Raw genomic sequence first — 19,949 nt, forward strand, 5'->3', positions numbered from 1 at the left:
ACGCTCATGAGTCGCTTGGCTATTTTTCTACTGACCGCGTGCCTGGGTGCCAACGCCATGGCCGCCGACACGATCGACGCTAATCGCAAGAAAGACTTCGGCGATATCACCGTTCACTACAACACCTTCACCTCAAGTTTCCTGTCACCAGAAACCGCCCAGAAAATCGGCGTGGTACGCAGCAAGGAAAAAGGACTGATCAATGTGACCGTGATCAAGGGCGTAACCCCGGTCACGGCGCAGGTGACCGGCACCATCAAGGATCTGGGCGGTAAAAGCGAGATCCTGACGTTCAAGCAAATCGAAGAGAAAGGCGGGATCAGCTACCTGGCGCCCTACTCCGTGACGCAGCGCGAATACAAGACGTTCACCATCAACGTCGAAACCGGCGGCAAAGCCCACGGTTTCCAATTCAACCAAGAACTGTTCCCGGCCAACTGATGACGCTCACACAACTCGTACTGGCCAGCCACAACGCCGGCAAACTCAAAGAACTCCAGGCCATGCTCGGCGAGTCCGTGCAACTGCGCTCGATTGGCGAGTTCAGCCAGGTGGAGCCCGAGGAAACGGGCCTGTCGTTCGTCGAGAACGCCATCCTCAAGGCACGCAATGCCGCGCGCATCTCCGGCCTGCCGGCATTGGCCGATGACTCGGGCCTGGCCGTGGACTTCCTCGGCGGCGCCCCTGGTATCTACTCGGCCCGTTACGCCGACGGCAAAGGCGACGCCGCCAACAACGCCAAGCTGCTGGACGCCCTCAAGGGTGTGCCGGACGCCGAGCGCGGCGCGCAGTTCGTCTGCGTGCTGGCCCTGGTACGACACGCCGATGACCCGCTGCCGATCCTCTGCGAAGGCTTGTGGCACGGGCGCATTCTGCAGGCGGCCAGCGGTGAGCAGGGTTTTGGTTATGACCCGCTGTTCTGGGTGCCGGAGCGCAATGTCTCCAGCGCCGAACTGAGCCCGGCCGACAAAAACCAGATCAGCCACCGCGCCCGCGCAATGGCTCTGCTGCGCCAACGCCTGAGCCTGAAATGACCCACGACACCCCGGTGCTGCCGCTGATCCACGGTGGCGCGCAAACACCTCGGGCGGCCCTGCCGGTGCTGCCGCCCCTGGCGCTGTATATCCACATCCCGTGGTGCGTGCGCAAATGCCCGTATTGCGACTTCAACTCCCACACCGCGAGCGAAGTGCTGCCGGAAGAAGAGTACGTGGACGCCTTGCTGGCCGATCTGGACCAGGACCTGCACGCCGTGTATGGCCGGCAACTGAGCTCGATTTTCTTTGGTGGCGGCACGCCCAGCCTGTTCAGCGCCGCAGCACTGGGCCGTCTGCTCAACGGTGTAGAAGCGCGCATTGCGTTTGCCGGCGATATCGAGATCACCCTGGAAGCCAACCCCGGCACGTTCGAACAAGAGAAGTTCGTGGCGTACCGCAAGCTGGGAATCAACCGCCTGTCCATCGGTATCCAGAGCTTCCAGCAGGAAAAACTCGCCGCCCTTGGCCGCATCCATAACGGCGACGAGGCGGTGCGCGCGGCCGGCATGGCGCGCCAGGCCGGGTTCGAAAATTTCAACCTGGACTTGATGCACGGCCTGCCCGATCAATCCCTGGATGACGCCCTGAGCGATTTGCGCCAGGCAATCGCGCTCAACCCTACCCATTTGTCCTGGTACCAACTGACCCTTGAGCCCAACACCGTGTTCTGGAACCAGCCGCCCGCGCTGCCCGAAGACGACACGCTGTGGGATATCCAGGAAGCCGGCCAGGCCCTGCTCGCCGAGCACGGTTACGCGCAATATGAAGTGTCGGCCTATGCCAGAACCGGCCGGCCGGCCCGACATAACCTGAACTACTGGAGCTTTGGCGACTTTATCGGCATCGGCGCCGGCGCCCACGGCAAGCTCAGCCATCCGGACGGGCGCATCGTACGCACCTGGAAAACCCGTGCACCCAAGGACTACCTCAACCCGGCCAAAAGCTTCCAGGCCGGCGCGAAAGAACTGACGAACGACGAGTTGCCTTTCGAGTTCCTGATGAACGCGCTGCGCCTCACCGAAGGTGTCGACGCCAAGCTCTACGCCGAACGCACCGGCCTCGACCTGGCGAGCCTTGACGACGCGCGTCGTGATGCAGAACAAAGTGGCCTGATGCAGGTCGAACCGTCACGCCTGGCGGCGACCGACCGCGGGCAACTTTTTCTCAATGACCTGTTGCAGAAGTTTTTGAGCTGAGCGCTCTTAAGGAAATCGAATGGATTTGGTACTCGACCTGCTAGCCACCGTATCCCGCTGGAGCCGCAGCAACCTGTCGGAAATCTCCCTGGCCCTTGTCGGCTGTTTGCTGGTGCTGTTCGGCGCAGACATCAAAGGCTGGGTCGAGGCCCGCCTGGGCAGCGTCGCCGGCGCCTTGCGCGTACCGTTGATGGCCCTGCTGTGCATGATCGGCAGCGGCGCAGCATTGATCTACGCCACCCCGTGGATTGTGCGAGGGTTGAGCCAGTTCAATAACTACAGCCTGGCACCCGTGTTGGTGGTGGTGCTGGTGTTGATTGGCGTCGTTGCCGACCGCCGCTGACCTCAAGCCCGGCACAAAAAAATGTGGGAGGAGCCAAGCCCCTCCCACATTGGATTGCCTTTCTACTGAGGGGCGGGTTACGCCACCTTCTCGAACTTCAAATCCCACACCCCATGCCCCAACCGCTCGCCGCGGCGCTCGAACTTGGTGATCGGGCGCTCCGCCGGGCGTGGCACGCATTTACCGTCTTCGGCCAGGTTGCGGTAGCCAGGCGCGACGCTCATCACTTCCAGCATGTATTCGGCATACGGTTCCCAGTCGGTGGCCATGTGCAGGATGCCGCCCATCTTGAGCTTGCTGCGCACCAGCTCGGCAAAGGATGCCTGAACGATACGCCGCTTGTGGTGACGGGATTTGTGCCATGGGTCCGGGAAGAACAACATCAGGCGGTCGAGGCTGTTGTCGGCGATGCAACGGTTGAGCACTTCGATCGCGTCACAGTCGTAGACCCGCAGGTTGGTCAGGCCTTGGGTCAACACGCCATTGAGCAGCGCACCGACACCTGGGCGGTGCACTTCCACGCCGATGAAGTCCTGCTCCGGCGAAGCCGCAGCCATTTCCAGCAGCGAGTGGCCCATGCCAAAGCCGATTTCCAGGGAACGCGGGGCCGAACGGCCAAACACCTGGTCGTAATCCACCGGCGCGTCGGCCAGGGGCAACACGAACAGCGGCGTACCTTGCTCCAGGCCCTTTTGCTGGCCTTCGGTCATGCGACCGGCGCGCATCACAAAGCTCTTGATGCGGCGGTGCTTGGACTCGTCGCCTTCTTCCAGGGTGTTCGGCGTTTCGTTTGATTCAGTCATCAATGGCTCTTACTTGATCAGACCATCCAGCGGCGAAGAGGCGCTGGCGTAGAGTTTTTTCGGCATGCGGCCGGCGAGGTAGGCCAGGCGACCTGCGACGATGGCGTGTTTCATAGCCTCGGCCATCATGACCGGTCTCTGGGCATGGGCGATGGCGGAGTTCATCAGCACAGCGTCACAGCCCAGCTCCATGGCGATGGTCGCGTCGGAGGCCGTGCCCACGCCCGCATCCACCAGCACCGGGATTTTGGCTTCTTCGAGGATGATCTGCAGGTTGTAGGGATTGCAGATACCCAGACCCGAACCGATCAGACCGGCCAGCGGCATCACCGCGATGCAGCCGATTTCGGCCAGTTGGCGGGCGATGATCGGGTCGTCGCTGGTGTAAACCATCACGTCGAAGCCTTCCTTGACCAGGGTTTCAGCGGCCTTGAGGGTTTCGATCACGTTGGGGAACAGGGTTTTCTGGTCGGCCAGCACTTCCAGCTTCACCAGGTTATGCCCATCGAGCAGCTCACGGGCCAGGCGGCAGGTGCGCACGGCTTCGATGGCGTCGTAGCAACCGGCGGTGTTTGGCAAAAAGGTGTAGCGGTCCGGCGACAGCACTTCGAGCAGGTTCGGCTCGCCCTCGATCTGGCCGAGGTTGGTGCGGCGCACGGCGAAGGTCACGATTTCAGCACCGGAGGCTTCAATGGCCAGGCGGGTCTCTTCCATGTCGCGGTACTTGCCGGTGCCGACCAGCAGACGGGACTGGTAGGTACGGCCGGCCAGGACAAAGGGCTTGTCGCTACGAACGATGCTCATGGGAAATCCTCGTAATGGGGTGAGGTTCTGCAGAATCCGGACAGGCGACTAGCCGCCGCCGATGGCGTGAACCACTTCGACCTGGTCACCTTCGCTGAGCGCGGTGCCTTCGTGCTGGCTACGCGGGACGATATCCAGGTTGAGCTCCACTGCGACACGCCGCCCGGTCAGGTCCAGGCGGGTCAGCAGGGCCGCAACGGTTTCACCGTCGGGCAGTTCAAAGGATTCGCCGTTCAACAGAATGCGCATGCCACGGGCCGCCATCGTTTTTAGGGGCCAGCATTCTAGCCCGATTGACACCTAAAGGTCAGCTCCAAGCGTTAAGCGGTCAGCTGCAAGCGCCAGGCGGCCAGGCCCAGCAAGAACCAACCCAGCAGGAACGCCAACCCGCCGAAGGGCGTGATGATGCCGAGTTTGCTGATACCCGTGGTGGTCAACACATACAGGCTGCCAGAGAACAGCAGGATACCGACGACAAAGGACACGCCGGCCCACGTCACCAGACGACCGGGAATATGCGCCAGCAGCAGCGCCACGCCGAACAGCGCCAGGGTGTGCACCAACTGATAGGTCACGCCGGTGTGGAAGATCGCCAGGTAGTCGGCGCTCAGGCGGTTTTTCAAGCCGTGGGCGGCGAAGGCGCCGAGGGCGACACCGGTAAAGCCGAAAAACGCGGCCAGCATCAGAAAGCTACGCAGCATGGGGAACTCCAGTCAGACTCATCGGGCAGGGTCTGTATAATGGCCCGCTCAACGGGTTCGGCCAAGCCATCTCTATGCTGCGTCTCCTCTTCAAACGCTTTCTCAATGTCGTGAAATGGTTTGCCATCGGCAGTGTTCTACTGGTGCTGCTGTTCCGTTTCGTTCCCCCACCGTTCACTGCATTGATGGTGGAGCGCAAGATCGAATCCCTGTTCGACGGCGAACCCATTGACCTGCAACGCACCTGGGTGCCGTGGGACGAGCTCTCCGACGACCTCAAAGTGGCGGTGATGGCCGGTGAAGACCAGCGCTTCCCGCAGCATTGGGGCTTCGATTTCGGCGCGATCCAGGCGGCGATCCTGCACAACGAGCGCGGCGGCTCGATTCGCGGCGCGAGCACCTTGAGCCAGCAGGTGTCGAAAAACCTGTTCCTGTGGTCCGGCCGCAGTTATCTGCGCAAAGGCCTGGAGGCCTGGTTTACCGGGCTGATCGAGGTGCTGTGGCCCAAGCAGCGGATTCTTGAGGTGTACCTCAATAGCGTGGAATGGGACGAAGGGGTGTTTGGCGCAGAAGCAGCGGCGCGGCATCACTTTGGGGTGAGCGCCAAGGGGCTTTCGCGGCAGCAGGCCAGTTATCTGGCGGCTGTACTGCCTAACCCGCGGGTGTGGAGTGCCAGCCATCCGACGGCTTATGTCGCGCGGCGAGCGGCATGGATTCGTCAGCAGATGAGCCAATTGGGTGGAGATGGGTATCTGGTGGAGCTGAACAACGCACGCAAAGCCCCCTGGGCTGACTGACACACCGCAAAGCCAGCTCCCACATTCGACCGAGTCAGGCTTGAGATCTTTCGAACACAAACAAAAATGCCCCGATCTTTCGATCAGGGCATTTTTTGTTTTATCGGAGCATTTAAGCCGCGATCGACAACTTCAGCTTGTTCATCGCGCTTTTCTCAAGCTGACGAATCCGCTCGGCCGACACGTTGTACTTCTGCGCCAGGTCATGCAGTGTGGCTTTTTCTTCAGCCAGCCAACGCTGATAGAGGATGTCACGACTGCGGTCGTCCAACACTTCCAGCGCTTCGTGCAGGTTGTGGTTAGAATTGTCGCTCCAGTCGGCATCTTCCAGTTGACGCGCTGGGTCGTACCGGTGGTCTTCCAGGTAGTTGGCCGGCGATTGGAAAGCGCTGTCGTCGTCCGCTTCGGCAGCCGGATCGAACGCCATGTCATGGCCGGTCAGGCGGCTTTCCATCTCGCGCACTTCACGGGGTTCCACACCGAGGCTTTCGGCCACACGGTGGACTTCCTCGTTGTTCAGCCAAGCCAGGCGTTTCTTCTGGCTGCGCAGGTTGAAGAACAATTTACGCTGGGCCTTGGTGGTCGCGACTTTCACGATGCGCCAGTTGCGCAGGATGAACTCGTGGATTTCCGCCTTGATCCAGTGCACAGCAAACGACACCAGGCGCACACCCATCTCAGGGTTGAAGCGCTTGACCGCCTTCATCAGGCCAACGTTGCCTTCCTGGATCAGGTCAGCCTGGGCCAGGCCGTAGCCACTATAGCTACGGGCGATATGTACGACAAAACGCAGGTGGGCGAGCACCATCTGCCGAGCCGCCCCCAAATCCTGCTCATAGTAGAGACTCTCGGCCAGTTCACGCTCCTGCTCGGGCGTCAGCAATGGAATGCTGTTGACCGTGTGCACATAGGCTTCCAGGTTCGCACCCGGCACCAAGGCATAAGCAGGTTGCAAAGAAGTGGTCATACGAAAAAACCTCCGACTCACATAACTCGTGCAGTTCAGCACTGCGAAAATTGACCGGGAACCGTAGGACAAGTTCCCTAAACCACTGATACGGTCAATACAAACGAAACCACATTAATCTGACATTAACTACTTCGGTGCCAGCTCACGTAAATGCCGTGCGACCGCAATCCACGCACCGATATACCCCAACAGGACCGCACCAAGCAAGAGACTCAGACCATCTGCCACCGGTACGCCGGCCAACGCAAAATCGCTGCCGTACAAGCCGGCGAGCCCGACGACCGCGTCGTTCAGCCAGTTCAGGCCGAATGCCAGGACGGCCCAGGACAAAATCCCCGCACCAAAGCCATAAAGCGCGCCCATGTACAGAAAAGGACGACGCACATAACTGTCCGTGCCGCCGACCAGTTTAATCACTTCTATCTCGATGCGACGGTTTTCAATATGAAGACGAATGGTATTACCTATCACCAAAAGTAATGCAGACACCAACAGCACTGTCAGGCCGAACACAAAGCGATCACCCAGCTTGAGAATGGCAGCCAGGCGTTCTACCCAGACTAGATCAAGTTGCGCCTGTTGCACCTTAGGCATCTCTGCGAGTTTTTGTCGCAGGGCCTCCAGGGCAGTCTTGTCGACTTCGTTCGGCGTCACCAGCACCACGCCCGGCAGCGGGTTCTGCGGCAGCTCTTTAAGCGCCTCACCCAGGCCGGACTGTTGCTGGAACTCCTCAAGCGCCTGATCGCGGCTGACATACTCAGCATCTGCAACCCCCGGCATGTTCTTGATGTCGTCGCGCAACGCCTCGCCTTGCTGCGTGCTGGCATCCAGGTTCAGGTACAGCGAAATCTGCGCCGCGCGCTGCCAGGAACCGCCCAGGCGCTCCACATTATTGAGCAGCAGCGACAAACCCATCGGCAGGCTCAATGCCACGGCCATCACCAGACAGGTGAAAAAACTGCCGATCGGCTGTTTGCCCAGGCGACGCAGGCTGTCCAGCAGGCTGGCGCGATGGCTTTCGATCCAGGCGCGCAGCAGCGTGCTGAAGTCCGGACCGTCGTCTTCGTCGTGTTTTTTCTTTTTCGGTTGCGGGTCGGCCGGCTTCGGCGCAACGCGTTCGGACACTTTAGGACTACGTGTGGCACTCATACGCCAGCCTCCCCGTCACCGATCAGGCGCCCGCGTTGCAAGGTCAACATGCGGTGGCGCATGCGAGCGATCAGCGCCAGGTCGTGACTGGCGATCAATACGCTGGTACCCAGGCGGTTGATGTCTTCGAACACCCCCATGATCTCGGCCGCCAGACGCGGATCGAGGTTACCGGTGGGTTCGTCCGCCAGCAGCAAGGCCGGGCGATGGACGATGGCGCGGGCGATGCCGACGCGCTGTTGCTGGCCGGTGGACAGGTCGCCAGGGTAGAGGTCGGTCTTGTCCGACAGCGCCACGCGCTCCAGGGCCGAATCCACACGCTTGATGATTTCGGCCTTGGACAGCCCGAGGATCTGCAACGGCAGCGCAACGTTGTTGAACACGGTACGATCGAACAGCAACTGGTGGTTCTGGAACACCACGCCGATCTGACGGCGCAGGAAAGGGATCTGCGCATTGCTGATGGTGGCCAGATCCTGACCTGCCAGCAACAGCTTGCCGGTCGTCGGGCGTTCCATGGCCAGCAGCAGGCGCAGCAAAGTACTTTTACCCGCGCCGGAATGGCCGGTCACAAACAGGAACTCGCCGCGGCGCACTCGAAAGCTCAGCTCATGCAGGCCCACATGCCCGTTGGCATAGCGTTTACCGACCTGTTCGAATCGAATCATGAACGCTCCCGCTCGGCAAACAACGCCTCTACAAAGGGTTCAGCTTCAAAAGTGCGCAGATCGTCGATGCCTTCACCGACGCCGATATAACGAATCGGCAAGCCGAACTGCTTGGCCAGCGCAAAGATCACGCCGCCCTTGGCCGTGCCGTCGAGCTTGGTCAACGCCAGGCCGGTCAGTTGCACCGTCTGATTGAATTGTTTGGCCTGACTGATGGCGTTCTGGCCGGTACCGGCATCCAGCACCAGCAGCACTTCGTGGGGCGCATCGGCGTCCAGCTTGCCGATCACCCGGCGCACTTTTTTCAGTTCTTCCATCAAGTTGTCTTTGGTGTGCAGGCGACCAGCGGTATCGGCGATCAGCACATCAATGTTACGGGCCTTGGCGGCCTGCACGGCGTCGAAGATCACCGAAGCGGAGTCGGCGCCGGTGTGCTGGGCAATCACCGGGATCTTGTTGCGCTCACCCCATACCTGCAACTGCTCGACAGCCGCGGCGCGGAAGGTGTCGCCGGCGGCGAGCATGACTTTCTTGCCTTCGAGCTGCAGCTTCTTGGCCAATTTGCCGATGGTGGTGGTTTTACCGGCGCCGTTGACGCCCACCACCAGAATCACGAACGGCTTGTTCGGGGTGATCACCAGCGGTGCTTCCACCGGTTTGAGCATGGCGGCCAGCTCAGCCTGCAAGGATTTGTACAGCGCGTCGGCATCGGTGAGCTGTTTGCGCGCGACCTTCTGGGTCAGGCTCTGAATGATCACGGCGGTGGCTTCAACGCCCACATCTGCGGTGAGCAGGCGGGTTTCGATGTCTTCCAGCAACTCGTCATCGATGGTTTTTTTGCCCAGGAACAGGCTGGCCATCCCTTCGCCGATGCTGGCGCTGGTTTTGCTCAGGCCCTGCTTGAGGCGGGCAAAGAAGCCGGCTTTACCGGTTTCGACTGATGGGGCGGCAGGCGCTGGCTCGACAACAGCAGGAGCGGTCGGCACCGGGACTTCGACTGGCGGCGCTTGAACCACGACCTCCACCGGCTCGACGACCGCAGGGATCGGCGGCACCACGTGCTCAGCCTGCACATTCTCAACCAGCGCCACGGGCTCTTCGGCCACCGGCAATTCGGGCCATGGCGTGTGCTCAGGGGCTGGTTCGAGGGCTGGTTCCGGCTTGGTTTCCACCACCGGCTGCAACACCGGCTCGCCCATCGGCAATACCACCGGCTCCGGTGCCTGGGCTACCGGTTGGGCTTCTATTAGGGGTTCGGGGGTCGGCTCAGCGTGAACCTGCGGCTGTTCAGCAACGGTTTCCTGCGGCTTTTTGCGCAGCCATCCGAACAGGCCTTTCTTCTCGCCAGCCGCGGCTGGGGTCTTCTTGTCGTCGTTGGAACCAAACATGGAGACGGCTATCTCAAGGTAGCGACGCGCCAGAGCGGCACGCCGGTAAATAAAATTCGATGCGTAACAGACTGTTTTTTAGCCAGCTCGTTCATGCGCAACATTTTGTAAGGCCTAAATAGGGCCTACACAAGACTGCCGCAGTGGCCGTCCGTATATTCGACCAGTATCCTAGCACCTCCTCGCCCGCCGACGCTAAGACCAAGCGGGCAGCCCAACAGGTTTAAAAACGAATGAATGCTCTAGCCCGCCGCGCCGCAGGCCTGCTGTTCAGCACAGTTTGTCTGCCTCTTTCAGCTTTGGCTGCCGACCCACAACCCACCCACGAATTCACCCTCGACAACGGCCTCAAGGTCGTCGTACGCGAAGATCATCGCGCCCCGGTGGTGGTTTCCCAGGTTTGGTACAAGGTGGGCTCGAGCTACGAGACCCCGGGCCAGACCGGTTTGTCCCACGCCCTGGAGCACATGATGTTCAAGGGCAGCGCCAAAGTCGGCCCCGGCGAAGCCTCGCTGATCCTGCGCGACCTGGGCGCTGAAGAAAATGCATTCACCAGTGATGACTACACCGCGTATTACCAGGTGCTGGCCCGTGACCGCCTGGGCGTGGCCTTTGAGCTCGAGGCCGACCGCATGGCCAGCCTGCGCCTGCCGGCCGACGAGTTCAGCCGCGAGATCGAGGTTATTAAAGAAGAGCGCCGCCTGCGCACCGACGACAACCCAATGTCCAAGGCGTATGAGCGCTTCAAGGCCATGGCGTTCCCGGCCAGCGGCTACCACACGCCGACCATCGGCTGGATGGCCGACCTGGACCGCATGAAAGTCGAAGAACTGCGCCACTGGTACCAATCCTGGTATGTGCCGAACAACGCCACCCTGGTAGTGGTCGGCGACGTTACCCCGGATGAAGTGAAAACCCTGGCCCAGCGCTACTTCGGCCCGATCCCCAAGCGTGACGTGCCACCGGCCAAGATCCCGATGGAACTGGCCGAACCCGGCGAGCGCCTGCTGACCATGCACGTGCAGACCCAATTGCCGAGCGTGATCCTGGGCTTCAACGTCCCTGGCCTGGCCACTGCCGAAGACAAACGTTCGGTCCAGGCCCTGCGCCTGATCTCGGCCCTGCTGGACGGCGGCTACAGCGCGCGCATCTCCGAGCAGTTGGAGCGCGGCGAGGAACTGGTCTCGGCCGCCTCTACCCAATACGACGCCTACACCCGTGGCGACACCCTGTTCATGCTGACGGCGACGCCCAATCAGCAGAAGAAAAAGACCATCGCCCAGGCGGAAGCAGGCCTGTGGCGCCTGCTCGAAGAGCTCAAAGCCAAACCGCCCACCGCTGAGGAACTGGAACGTATCCGCGCCCAGGTCATTGCCGGCCTGGTGTACCAGCGCGACTCGATCACCAGCCAGGCCACGTCCATTGGCTCCCTGGAAACCGTCGGTCTGTCCTGGAAGCTGATGGACAGCGAATTGGCGGACCTGCAAAGCGTGACCCCGGAAGATATCCAAAAGGCCGCACGCACCTATTTCACCCGCGAACGTCTGAGCGTCGCCCATGTTTTGCCCGAGGAGACCGCTCATGAGTGATCGCAAAAACAGCCGCCTGATCCTGCCCGGCCTGATCGCCGTCACCTTGATCGCGGCCAGTGCCGTGTATTTCCTGCGCCCCAGCGAATCCGTGGCCAGCCAGGCGCTGGACAAGGCTCAGTCCACCAACAAATTGCAATCGCTGGCGGAGCTGGATGGCAAGGCGCCGACCAACCGCAAGCTCGACGTGCAAACCTGGACCACCGCCGAAGGTGCCAAGGTGCTGTTCGTGGAAGCCCATGAACTGCCGATGTTCGACGTGCGCATCCTGTTTGCCGCCGGCAGCAGCCAGGACGGCGACGTGCCCGGCCTGGCACTCATGACCAACGCCATGCTCAACGAAGGCGTGCCGGGCAAGGATGTCAGCCAGATCGCCAGTGGTTTTGAAGGCCTGGGTGCCGACTTCGGCAACGGCGCTTACCGCGATATGGCGCTGGTGTCCCTGCGCAGCTTGAGCGCCAGCGACAAACGCGACGCCGCCCTGAACCTGTTTGACGAGGTGATCGGCAAGCCGACCTTCCCGGCCGATTCCCTGGCGCGCATCAAGAACCAGATCCTCGCCGGCTTCGAATACCAGAAGCAGAACCCCGGCAAACTGGCCAGCCTGGAGCTGTTCAAGCGCCTGTATGGCGACCACCCTTACGCACACCCTAGCGAAGGCACCCCGCAAAGCGTGCCGAAGATCACGCTGGCGCAGTTGCAGGCCTTCCATGCCAAGGCTTATGCCGCCGGCAACGCGGTGATTGCGGTGGTGGGCGACCTCACCCGCGCCGAAGCTGAAGCCATGACCGCCAAGGTATCTGCGTCGCTGCCCAAAGGCCCGGCCCTGCCCAGGATTGCCCAGCCGACGGAGCCAAAGGCCGGCCTGAGCCATATCGAGTTCCCATCCAAGCAAACCCACCTGTTGTTCGCGCAACTGGGCATCGACCGCGCCGATCCGGACTACGCCGCGCTGTCCCTGGGCAATCAGATCCTCGGCGGCGGCGGCTTCGGCACCCGTTTGATGAGCGAAGTGCGCGAAAAGCGCGGCCTGACCTACGGCGTCTACTCCGGCTTCTCGCCGATGCAGGTGCGTGGCCCGTTCATGATCAACCTGCAGACTCGCGCCGAAATGAGCGGCGGCACCCTGCGCCTGGTCGAGGACGTGCTGGCCGAATACCTCAAGAACGGCCCGACGCAGAAAGAACTGGATGACGCCAAGCGCGAGCTGGCCGGCAGCTTCCCGCTGTCCACCGCGAGCAATGCCGATATCGTCGGCCAACTCGGCGCCATGGGTTTCTACAACTTGCCGCTGAGCTATCTGGAAGATTTCATGAAACAATCCCAGGCCCTGACCGTAGAGCAGGTCAAGGCTGCCTTGAACAAACACTTGAGCGCCGACAAGATGGTCATCGTGACCGCCGGCCCAACGATTGCGCAAAAGCCACTACCGCCCCCCACTGATAAACCCGCCGAGCAGCCGCTCGGGGTTCCGGAGCATTAATGGCCAGTTCATCTCGCCCGAAAAAACCTGTCCACAACGTCCACAACGGTGTGGGCCAACTGCGCATCATTGGTGGTGAATGGGGCAGCCGCAAGCTGAGCTTCCCTGACGTCGTGGGCCTGCGCCCAACGCCGGACCGCGTGCGCGAAACCCTGTTCAACTGGCTCGCACCGTATATCGCGGGCGCCAAGGTACTGGACCCGTTCGCCGGCAGTGGCGCGCTGTTCCTGGAGGCGCTGTCCCGTGGCGCGGCCCAGGCGCAGGCACTGGACGCCAGTAACGTAGCGGTCTCAAGCCTCAAGGAGCACCTGGGCACCCTGCGCTGCACCAATGGCCAGGTGCAAACCGCCGACGCGCTGCGCTATCTGGAAACCCAGGCGGCCAGTGAATACGACGTGGTGTTCCTCGACCCGCCGTTCAACCAGAACCTGCTGCCGACCGTCTGCGCCCTGCTGGAAGAGCGCCAATGGCTGGCGCCGGACGCGTGGATCTACACTGAAAGCGAGACCGCACCGTCCACCCTCGGGTTGCCGGGCGCATGGCGCCTGCACCGCGAGCAGAAGTCCGGACGGGTGTATTACGCGTTGTGGCATCGATTGGTTGAGCGCGCCGAATTGCCTCAGTGAGTGCATGCGTTGTGAGCGGGTTTGCCCGCTCACCACAATAAGCGCTTGCCACAGAGATCTGCATGAACCCTTCTTCTGAACGATTCAAACCCGCCTTCGGCCTTGGCAACCCGCACCTGCAAACACTGTGGGGACCGCTGTGGCGCCCAACGACCCATATCGAGCGCCAGCGCGAACGGCTGTGGCTGGACGATGGCGATTTTCTCGACCTCGACTGGCATGGCCCCCATGACGCACAGGCGCCCTTGGTGCTGGTGCTGCATGGCCTGACCGGCTCGTCCAATTCGCCCTATGTGGCTGGCCTGCAAAAAGTCCTGGCGGCGCAGGGCTGGGCCAGTGTGGCCTTGAACTGGCGTGGCTGTTCCGGCGAGCCGAACCTGTTGGCCCGCAGTTACCACTCGGGCGCCAGCGAAGATTTGGCGGCAACGATTGCCCATCTGCGAGCCAGGCGACCGTTGGCGCCGTTGTATGCGGTGGGTTATTCCCTGGGCGGTAACGTGCTGCTCAAGCACCTGGGTGAAACCGGCGAAGCCTCCGGCCTGCAGGGCGCCGCGGCGGTATCGGTGCCGTTCCGCCTGGACCAGTGCGCCGATCGCATCGGGCTGGGGTTTTCGCGGGTGTATCAGAAACACTTCATGCGCGAGATGCTGGCGTATATCCGCGCCAAGCAACGTCAGTTCGTGCAGGATGGCCAAGCGGACGGGCTGAAAACTCTGGAGGCCCTGGGGTCATTGGAGAAGATGCGCACATTCTGGGATTTCGACGGCCGGGTCACGGCGCCGCTGCACGGATTCCTGAGTGCCGAGGACTACTATCGCCGCGCGTCGAGCCGCTATTACCTCGGTGCGATCCGCACGCCGACCTTGATCATCCAGGCCGCCGACGACCCGTTCGTGTTCGCCCACAGCCTGCCGGAAGCCAGCGAACTGTCGGCCTGTACCGAATTCGAGCTGCTGGCCAAGGGCGGGCATGTGGGGTTTGTCGACGGCTCGCTCAGGCGCCCCGGTTACTACCTGGAACGCCGGATTCCAGCCTGGCTGCTCAGTCGCCGGTAGCGATCGCCCGCGCCGGGTCGGTGATCCACTCACTCCACGACCCCGCATACAACTTGCCCAGGGGGTATCCCGCCAGGCTCAGGGCGAACAGGTTATGGCACGCCGTCACGCCGGAGCCGCAATACGCCACCAGTTCCTGCGGATCACGCCCCTGCAACTGCGCGGCAAACCGCTGCTGGAGTTGATCGGCCGGCAGGAAGCGACCGTCGCTGCCGAGGTTTTCGCTAAATGCCGCACATTGCGCACCGGGAATATGCCCGGCAACGGGGTCGATGGGTTCCATGTCGCCGCGAAAACGCGGTTGGGCGCGGGCGTCGATCAAGGTCAGGCCGGGTTGGCCCAGACGCTTTTGCAGTTGGTCGGCGTCCAGCAACAGTTGGTTGTCCGGCGTGCCGACAAACGTCCCAGGCTCGGTCACCGGCGCATCCAGACTCAACGGGAAACCGGCGCTGTGCCAGGCCTTGAGGCCGCCATCCAGAATAAACACGCCGTCACGCTTGCCCAGCCAGGCCAGCAGCCACCATGCGCGCGCGGCGTAGGCGCCAGGACCGTCGTCGTAAAGCACCACATCGCTATCAGGGTTGATGCCCCAGGCCTGCAGTTGCTGGATCAACGTATCCGCTGCCGGCAGGGGATGACGACCGGTCACGCCTTTGACAACCGGCCCGCTGAGGTGGCGCTCAAGGTCAGCATACTGCGCGCCTTCGATATGCCCTTCGGCGTAACTGCAAAGGCCGTAATCCGGGTCTTCCAGGGCAAAGCGACAATCCAGCAGTACAAGCCCCGCCAAGGTGCGGCGTTCGGCCAATTGCTGGGGGCTGATCAGTTGGGCAAGCGGCATGACGAACTCCTGCAAATGCATGGGGAAAGACTTACTTCACTTCTTCCAGTGCCTGGTTCAGCGGCACGTAAAACTCTTTGAACAACGCATCCACCGCCTCTTTGGCCTGGGGCGTGACAAACCCTGCCTCCAACACGAGCACTTGGTACACCCCGCGCTTGATGGCTTCGGCACTCAGGTGGGCAGAGTTTTCATTGGTGGTGCATAAAAACCGCACCCAGGAGGTAAGGATGATCCACGCATTGAGGGTCAGGGCCTCGGTTTGCACCGGGTCCATGCTGAGGATGCCCGCATCGACAAACCCTTGATAAATAGCACCGCCCTGGGTCAGGCAACGCTGGGAGAAACGCCGATAGCCGGTGGCCAGTTCCGGATCACTCTCCAACAAATGTTCAAGGTCACGGTGTAAAAACCGGTAGCGCCACATGCCAGCCAGCACGGCCTGCAAGTAAAAGCGCTTGTCCTCTACCACCATCGCACGCCCCTGGGGCGGCCGCAGGAAGCTGTCCACCAGCGCTTCGTATTCACGGAACAGTACGGCGATGATCGCCTGCTTGTTGGGGAAGTGGTAGTACAGGTTGCCCGGCGAAATTTCCATGTGGGCGGCGATGTGGTTGGTGCTGATACTGCGCTCGCCCTGCTGGTTAAAAAGCTCCAGGCTGGTTTGCACAATGCGCTCGCTGGTCTTTACTCGTGGTGCCATAGGGGAATCAGCTTCTATACACGTGATGCACCATCTTACGGCCTATCCTTGCCAGGATAAATCTGGATGTTACTGCAATGTTATTTGACAATTTAGAGTAATGACTCTAAAAATCCAGGCAGACCAATAACAATCGGTGCCTCGCCATGTCTGCCAACGTTGCTTACCTGCAAGATTCCCAGGCACTGGAACACCTCCAGGACCTGTTCGACGCTCAACGTCGGGCCTATGCGGCCAACCCGATGCCACCGGCCACGCAACGCCAACAATGGCTCAAGGCGCTGCGGGACCTGCTCAGCGATGAACGCCAGGCACTGATCAACGCAATCAGCCAGGATTTCAGCCACCGCAGCGCGGACGAAACTCTGTTCGCCGAATTGATGCCCAGCCTGCACGGCATTCACTACGCCAGCAAACACCTCAAGGGCTGGATGAAACCTTCCCGCCGCGCTGTAGGCATTGCCTTCCAACCCGCGTCAGCCAAAGTGATTTACCAACCGCTGGGTGTGGTGGGGGTGATCGTGCCGTGGAACTACCCGCTCTACCTGGCCATCGGCCCGTTGGTCGGTGCATTGGCGGCGGGCAACCGGGTGATGCTCAAGCTCAGTGAATCCACCCCGGCCACCGGCGAACTTCTCAAAACACTGCTGGCGAAGATCTTCCCCGAGGACCTGGTCTGTGTGGTGCTGGGCGAGGCCGACGTGGGCATGGCGTTTTCCAGGCTGCGTTTCGACCACCTGCTGTTTACCGGCGCCACCAACATCGGCAAGCACGTGATGCGTGCCGCAGCCGAGCACCTCACGCCGGTCACCCTGGAGTTGGGCGGCAAGTCGCCGGCGATCGTTTCCGCTGACGTGCCGCTCAAGGACGCCGCCGAGCGCATCGCCTTCGGCAAAGCCTTGAACGCCGGACAAACCTGCGTGGCGCCGGACTACGTGCTGGTGCCGGAAGACCGCGTCGACGCTTTCGTCGAAGCCTACAGCAATGCCGTACGCGGGTTTTATCCGACGCTGACCGACAATCCGGACTACACAGCGATCATCAACGAGCGACAGCTGGCCCGGCTAAACGCCTACGTGAAGGACGCTACCGACAAAGGCGCCACCCTGATTCCGCTGTACGAAACAGGCCAAGGGCGACGCATGGCCCACAGCCTGCTGCTGAATGTCAGCGACGACATGACCGTGATGCAGGACGAGATCTTCGGCCCCGTGCTGCCGATCGTGCCCTATCGCGGCATCGATCAAGCCTTTGCCTACATCAACAGGCGCCCTCGCCCACTGGCGCTGTACTACTTCGGCTACAACAAAGGCGAACAGAACCGCGTACTCCACGAAACCCATTCCGGCGGCGTGTGCCTGAACGATACCCTGCTGCATGTGGCCCAGGACGACATGCCGTTCGGTGGCATCGGCCCCTCGGGCATGGGCCATTACCACGGCCATGAAGGCTTCCTGACCTTCAGCAAGGCCAAAGGCGTGCTGGTGAAACAGCGTCTGAACGCCGCCAGGTTGATCTACCCGCCTTATGGCAAATCAATCCAGAAGTTGATCCAGAAGCTGTTTATCCGCTGAAAACGCCACCCTCGGGACAATAAAAACAATGAACCCTAGCCTGATTGACTCACCCGCGCTGTCACGGCGCGGCGTCTTGAAACTCGGCCTGTGCGCCAGCGCCTTTTTAGCCACCGCAGGGCTCGGTGCCAGCCTCAGTGGCTGCTCCAGCAGCACCCCGGCCAGTGGCTTCGCGCTATTGCGCAGCAGTGATCTGCCCTTTCTGCGCGCCGTGATCCCGGTATTGCTGGAAGGTGTTGCCAGCGCCCAGGAAGTCGCCAGCGGCGTCGAAGACACCCTGAAAAAACTCGACTTCAGCCTGCAGCACCTGTCGCCGGAGATGTTCAAGCTCACCCAGCAACTGTTCGACGTGTTGAGCATGGGCATCACCCGCGGACCTTTGACCGGTATCTGGGGCAGTTGGGAGAACGCCGGCAGCGAACAGATCCGAGACTTTTTGCACCGTTGGGAGAACAGCTACCTCAACCTGCTGCGCATGGGCCAGGGCTCGCTGCTCAAGCTGGTGATCATGGCCTGGTACTTCCAACCGCTGTCCTGGGGGCATTGCGGTTACCCCGGTCCGCCGAAAATCTGAGCCGCATCCCCCACAATAAAAACAAGAGACGATCCCGATGCCCGTACCCGATCTGTTCCGCGACGGCCTGGCCCGCGGCTGGAAAACCCATAACGGCGCCGCCCTCGACAGCGACCTGACTCTGGAAGCCGACGTCGCCATCATCGGCAGCGGCGCCGGCGGCGGCACCACCGCCGAGATCCTCAGCGCCGCCGGTTTCAAGGTGCTGCTGATCGAAGAAGGCCCGCTCAAGACCAGCAGCGACTTCAAGCTGCTCGAGGACGAGGCCTACACCAGCCTGTACCAGGAAGGCATCGGCCGCATGAGTAAGGACGGCGCCATTACCATCCTGCAGGGGCGGGCCGTGGGCGGCACCACCTTGATCAACTGGACGTCGAGCTTTCGCACACCGGACGCGACTCTCGCCCATTGGGCCAGCGAATACGCGATCAAAGGCCACAGCAGCAGCGAGATGGCGCCGTGGTTCGAAAAGATGGAGCAACGCCTGGGCATCGCGCCCTGGGCCATACCGCCGAACGCCAACAATGACGTGATCCGCAAGGGCTGCGAGCAACTCGGCTACAGCTGGCATGTGATCCCGCGCAACGTGCGTGGCTGCTTTAACCTGGGCTATTGCGGCATGGGTTGCCCGGTCAACGCCAAGCAGTCGATGCTGGTGACGACCATCCCCGCCACCCTGGAAAAAGGCGGCGAGCTGCTCTACCTGGCGCGCGCCGAACGCCTCAATTACAGCGGCGACAGCATCAGCAGCCTGGAATGCCTGGCCATGGACGCGCGCTGTGTGGCGCCCACCGGACGCAAGATCACGGTGAAGGCCAAGCACTATGTGCTGTCGGGGGGCGGTATCAATAGCCCGGCATTGCTGATGCGCTCGGACGCACCCGATCCGCACGCGCGGCTGGGCAAGCGCACCTTTTTGCACCTGGTGAATTTCTCCGCAGCATTGTTCGATGAGCTGATCAACCCGTTCTATGGCGCGCCGCAGTCGATCTACTCCGATCACTTCCAATGGCTGGACGGCACCACCGGCAGAATGTCCTACAAGCTCGAGGCGCCGCCCTTACATCCGGCGTTGGCCAGCACCTTGCTCGGCGGCTATGGCACGCAAAACGCCCTGGACATGAGCCAACTGCCCAATACCCACGCCATGCTCGCGCTGCTGCGCGACGGTTTCCACCCCGACAGCCCCGGCGGCAACGTGGAACTGCGCGGCGACGGCACGCCGGTGCTCGACTATCAGGTCTCGCCTTACGCCTGGGATGGCCTGCGCCGCGCGTTTCACAGCATGGCCGAGATCCAGTTCGCGGCGGGTGCCAAGTCCGTCAAGCCGCTGCACCACGATGCGCGCTATGTCAAAACCCTGGCCGAAGCCCGTACGCTGATCGACGGCCTGAACCTGGAACTGCATCGCACCTGCCTGGGCAGCGCCCATGTGATGGGCGGCTGCGCCATGGGGGAAGATCCGAAAAATGCCGTGGCCGACAGCCTCGGTCGTCATCATCAACTGCGCAACCTGTCGATCCACGACGGCTCGCTGTTTCCCACCAGTATTGGGGCCAACCCGCAATTGTCGGTGTATGGATTGACCGCGCAATTGGCCACAGCTTTGGCCGAACGTCTGAAAACAGCGTGAAAAAACGTTCGATAC

22 protein-coding genes are annotated in these 19,949 nt (G+C 61.6%); 12 read left to right on the forward strand and 10 right to left on the reverse strand.

All coding sequences use genetic code 11. The features are described 5' to 3' along the window. Positions 1–6 precede the first annotated feature (6 nt). From PSH59_RS24390 to PSH59_RS24405, 4 genes are read left to right on the forward strand one after another with little or no spacing between them, the layout of a single operon-like run. On the forward strand, positions 7–441 hold the full coding sequence (locus PSH59_RS24390) for a DUF4426 domain-containing protein (RefSeq protein ID WP_248080614.1): 435 nt from the start codon (positions 7–9) through the stop codon (positions 439–441). Continuing rightward, complete coding sequence (gene rdgB, locus PSH59_RS24395; RefSeq protein ID WP_248080690.1) at positions 438–1,034, forward strand: RdgB/HAM1 family non-canonical purine NTP pyrophosphatase; 597 nt, start codon at positions 438–440, stop codon at positions 1,032–1,034. Before PSH59_RS24390 ends, rdgB begins: the two co-directional genes overlap by 4 nt. Continuing rightward, a complete protein-coding gene (gene hemW, locus PSH59_RS24400) occupies positions 1,031–2,233 on the forward strand; it encodes a radical SAM family heme chaperone HemW (protein ID WP_305393850.1) in 1,203 nt (400 codons plus the stop codon). The genes rdgB and hemW overlap by 4 nt, the downstream gene beginning before the upstream one ends. 19 nt (positions 2,234–2,252) lie before the next feature. Next, positions 2,253–2,576, forward strand: a complete 324-nt coding sequence (locus PSH59_RS24405; protein WP_010207241.1) for a DUF3392 domain-containing protein — start codon at positions 2,253–2,255, stop codon at positions 2,574–2,576. Positions 2,577–2,653: 77 nt separating this feature from the next. Here the strand turns inward: PSH59_RS24405 and trmB are convergent, their stop codons facing one another. The 4 genes from trmB to PSH59_RS24425 form a co-directional block, all read right to left on the reverse strand. After that, positions 2,654–3,379, reverse strand: coding sequence for a tRNA (guanosine(46)-N7)-methyltransferase TrmB (gene trmB / locus PSH59_RS24410; protein WP_305393851.1), 726 nt, complete (start codon positions 3,377–3,379; stop codon positions 2,654–2,656). Positions 3,380–3,388: 9 nt separating this feature from the next. After that, on the reverse strand, positions 3,389–4,183 hold the full coding sequence (locus PSH59_RS24415) for a thiazole synthase (protein WP_248080621.1): 795 nt from the start codon (positions 4,181–4,183) through the stop codon (positions 3,389–3,391). A gap of 48 nt (positions 4,184–4,231) precedes the next feature. Continuing rightward, the gene (gene thiS / locus PSH59_RS24420; protein WP_248080624.1) at positions 4,232–4,432 is read right to left on the reverse strand and encodes a sulfur carrier protein ThiS; all 201 of its coding nucleotides are present in this window, start codon (positions 4,430–4,432) and stop codon (positions 4,232–4,234) included. Positions 4,433–4,503: 71 nt separating this feature from the next. Continuing rightward, positions 4,504–4,884: a DUF423 domain-containing protein gene (locus PSH59_RS24425; RefSeq protein WP_248080627.1), complete on the reverse strand. Its 381-nt coding sequence runs from the start codon at positions 4,882–4,884 to the stop codon at positions 4,504–4,506. A 74-nt stretch (positions 4,885–4,958) separates the two neighbouring features. Between PSH59_RS24425 and mtgA the strand changes: the two genes are divergently transcribed. Further along, positions 4,959–5,681, forward strand: a complete 723-nt coding sequence (gene mtgA / locus PSH59_RS24430) for a monofunctional biosynthetic peptidoglycan transglycosylase (RefSeq protein WP_248080630.1) — start codon at positions 4,959–4,961, stop codon at positions 5,679–5,681. 112 nt (positions 5,682–5,793) lie between these two features. Here mtgA and rpoH read toward each other — a convergent pair whose 3' ends face one another. From rpoH to ftsY, 4 genes are all read right to left on the reverse strand, one after another. Continuing rightward, on the reverse strand, positions 5,794–6,648 hold the full coding sequence (rpoH, locus tag PSH59_RS24435; RefSeq protein WP_003176698.1) for an RNA polymerase sigma factor RpoH: 855 nt from the start codon (positions 6,646–6,648) through the stop codon (positions 5,794–5,796). Positions 6,649–6,777: 129 nt separating this feature from the next. Further along, complete coding sequence (gene ftsX / locus PSH59_RS24440; protein ID WP_305393852.1) at positions 6,778–7,800, reverse strand: permease-like cell division protein FtsX; 1,023 nt, start codon at positions 7,798–7,800, stop codon at positions 6,778–6,780. Beyond that, positions 7,797–8,468 (reverse strand): cell division ATP-binding protein FtsE, encoded by a 672-nt coding sequence (ftsE, locus tag PSH59_RS24445; RefSeq protein ID WP_003176700.1) that lies wholly within the window; start codon positions 8,466–8,468, stop codon positions 7,797–7,799. Before ftsE ends, ftsX begins: the two co-directional genes overlap by 4 nt. Then, positions 8,465–9,856: a signal recognition particle-docking protein FtsY gene (gene ftsY, locus PSH59_RS24450; protein WP_305393853.1), complete on the reverse strand. Its 1,392-nt coding sequence runs from the start codon at positions 9,854–9,856 to the stop codon at positions 8,465–8,467. Before ftsY ends, ftsE begins: the two co-directional genes overlap by 4 nt. A gap of 233 nt (positions 9,857–10,089) precedes the next feature. Here ftsY and PSH59_RS24455 point away from each other — a divergent pair, with 233 nt between their 5' ends. The 4 genes from PSH59_RS24455 (at position 10,090) to PSH59_RS24470 (ending at position 14,609) form a co-directional block, all read left to right on the forward strand. Then, on the forward strand, positions 10,090–11,445 hold the full coding sequence (locus PSH59_RS24455) for a pitrilysin family protein (RefSeq protein ID WP_248080638.1): 1,356 nt from the start codon (positions 10,090–10,092) through the stop codon (positions 11,443–11,445). Then, positions 11,438–12,928, forward strand: coding sequence for a pitrilysin family protein (locus tag PSH59_RS24460; protein ID WP_305393854.1), 1,491 nt, complete (start codon positions 11,438–11,440; stop codon positions 12,926–12,928). The genes PSH59_RS24455 and PSH59_RS24460 overlap by 8 nt, the downstream gene beginning before the upstream one ends. Further along, the gene (gene rsmD, locus PSH59_RS24465; protein WP_248080644.1) at positions 12,928–13,554 is read left to right on the forward strand and encodes a 16S rRNA (guanine(966)-N(2))-methyltransferase RsmD; all 627 of its coding nucleotides are present in this window, start codon (positions 12,928–12,930) and stop codon (positions 13,552–13,554) included. Before PSH59_RS24460 ends, rsmD begins: the two co-directional genes overlap by 1 nt. A gap of 62 nt (positions 13,555–13,616) precedes the next feature. Further along, positions 13,617–14,609, forward strand: a complete 993-nt coding sequence (locus PSH59_RS24470; protein ID WP_305393855.1) for a hydrolase — start codon at positions 13,617–13,619, stop codon at positions 14,607–14,609. Here PSH59_RS24470 and PSH59_RS24475 read toward each other — a convergent pair. Both PSH59_RS24475 and PSH59_RS24480 read right to left on the reverse strand, forming a co-directional pair. Beyond that, complete coding sequence (locus tag PSH59_RS24475) at positions 14,596–15,450, reverse strand: sulfurtransferase (protein WP_305393856.1); 855 nt, start codon at positions 15,448–15,450, stop codon at positions 14,596–14,598. The genes PSH59_RS24470 and PSH59_RS24475 overlap by 14 nt on opposite strands. 31 nt (positions 15,451–15,481) lie before the next feature. Then, positions 15,482–16,153, reverse strand: a complete 672-nt coding sequence (locus tag PSH59_RS24480) for a TetR/AcrR family transcriptional regulator (protein ID WP_248080653.1) — start codon at positions 16,151–16,153, stop codon at positions 15,482–15,484. Between the two features lie 146 nt (positions 16,154–16,299). Here PSH59_RS24480 and PSH59_RS24485 point away from each other — a divergent pair, with 146 nt between their 5' ends. Genes PSH59_RS24485 through PSH59_RS24495 form a run of 3 tightly spaced genes read left to right on the forward strand, consistent with a single transcriptional unit; the run spans position 16,300 to position 19,934 of the window. Then, positions 16,300–17,727, forward strand: coding sequence for a coniferyl aldehyde dehydrogenase (locus PSH59_RS24485; RefSeq protein ID WP_305393857.1), 1,428 nt, complete (start codon positions 16,300–16,302; stop codon positions 17,725–17,727). Between the two features lie 28 nt (positions 17,728–17,755). Beyond that, entirely contained in the window at positions 17,756–18,301 is a 546-nt protein-coding gene (locus PSH59_RS24490) for a twin-arginine translocation pathway signal protein (protein WP_248080659.1), read from the forward strand. A 37-nt stretch (positions 18,302–18,338) separates the two neighbouring features. Further along, complete coding sequence (locus PSH59_RS24495; protein WP_305393858.1) at positions 18,339–19,934, forward strand: GMC family oxidoreductase; 1,596 nt, start codon at positions 18,339–18,341, stop codon at positions 19,932–19,934. The last annotated feature ends 15 nt before the right edge of the window (positions 19,935–19,949 follow it).

This window comes from Pseudomonas sp. FP2309 (assembly GCF_030687575.1).
Classification (GTDB): Bacteria; Pseudomonadota; Gammaproteobacteria; order Pseudomonadales; family Pseudomonadaceae; genus Aquipseudomonas.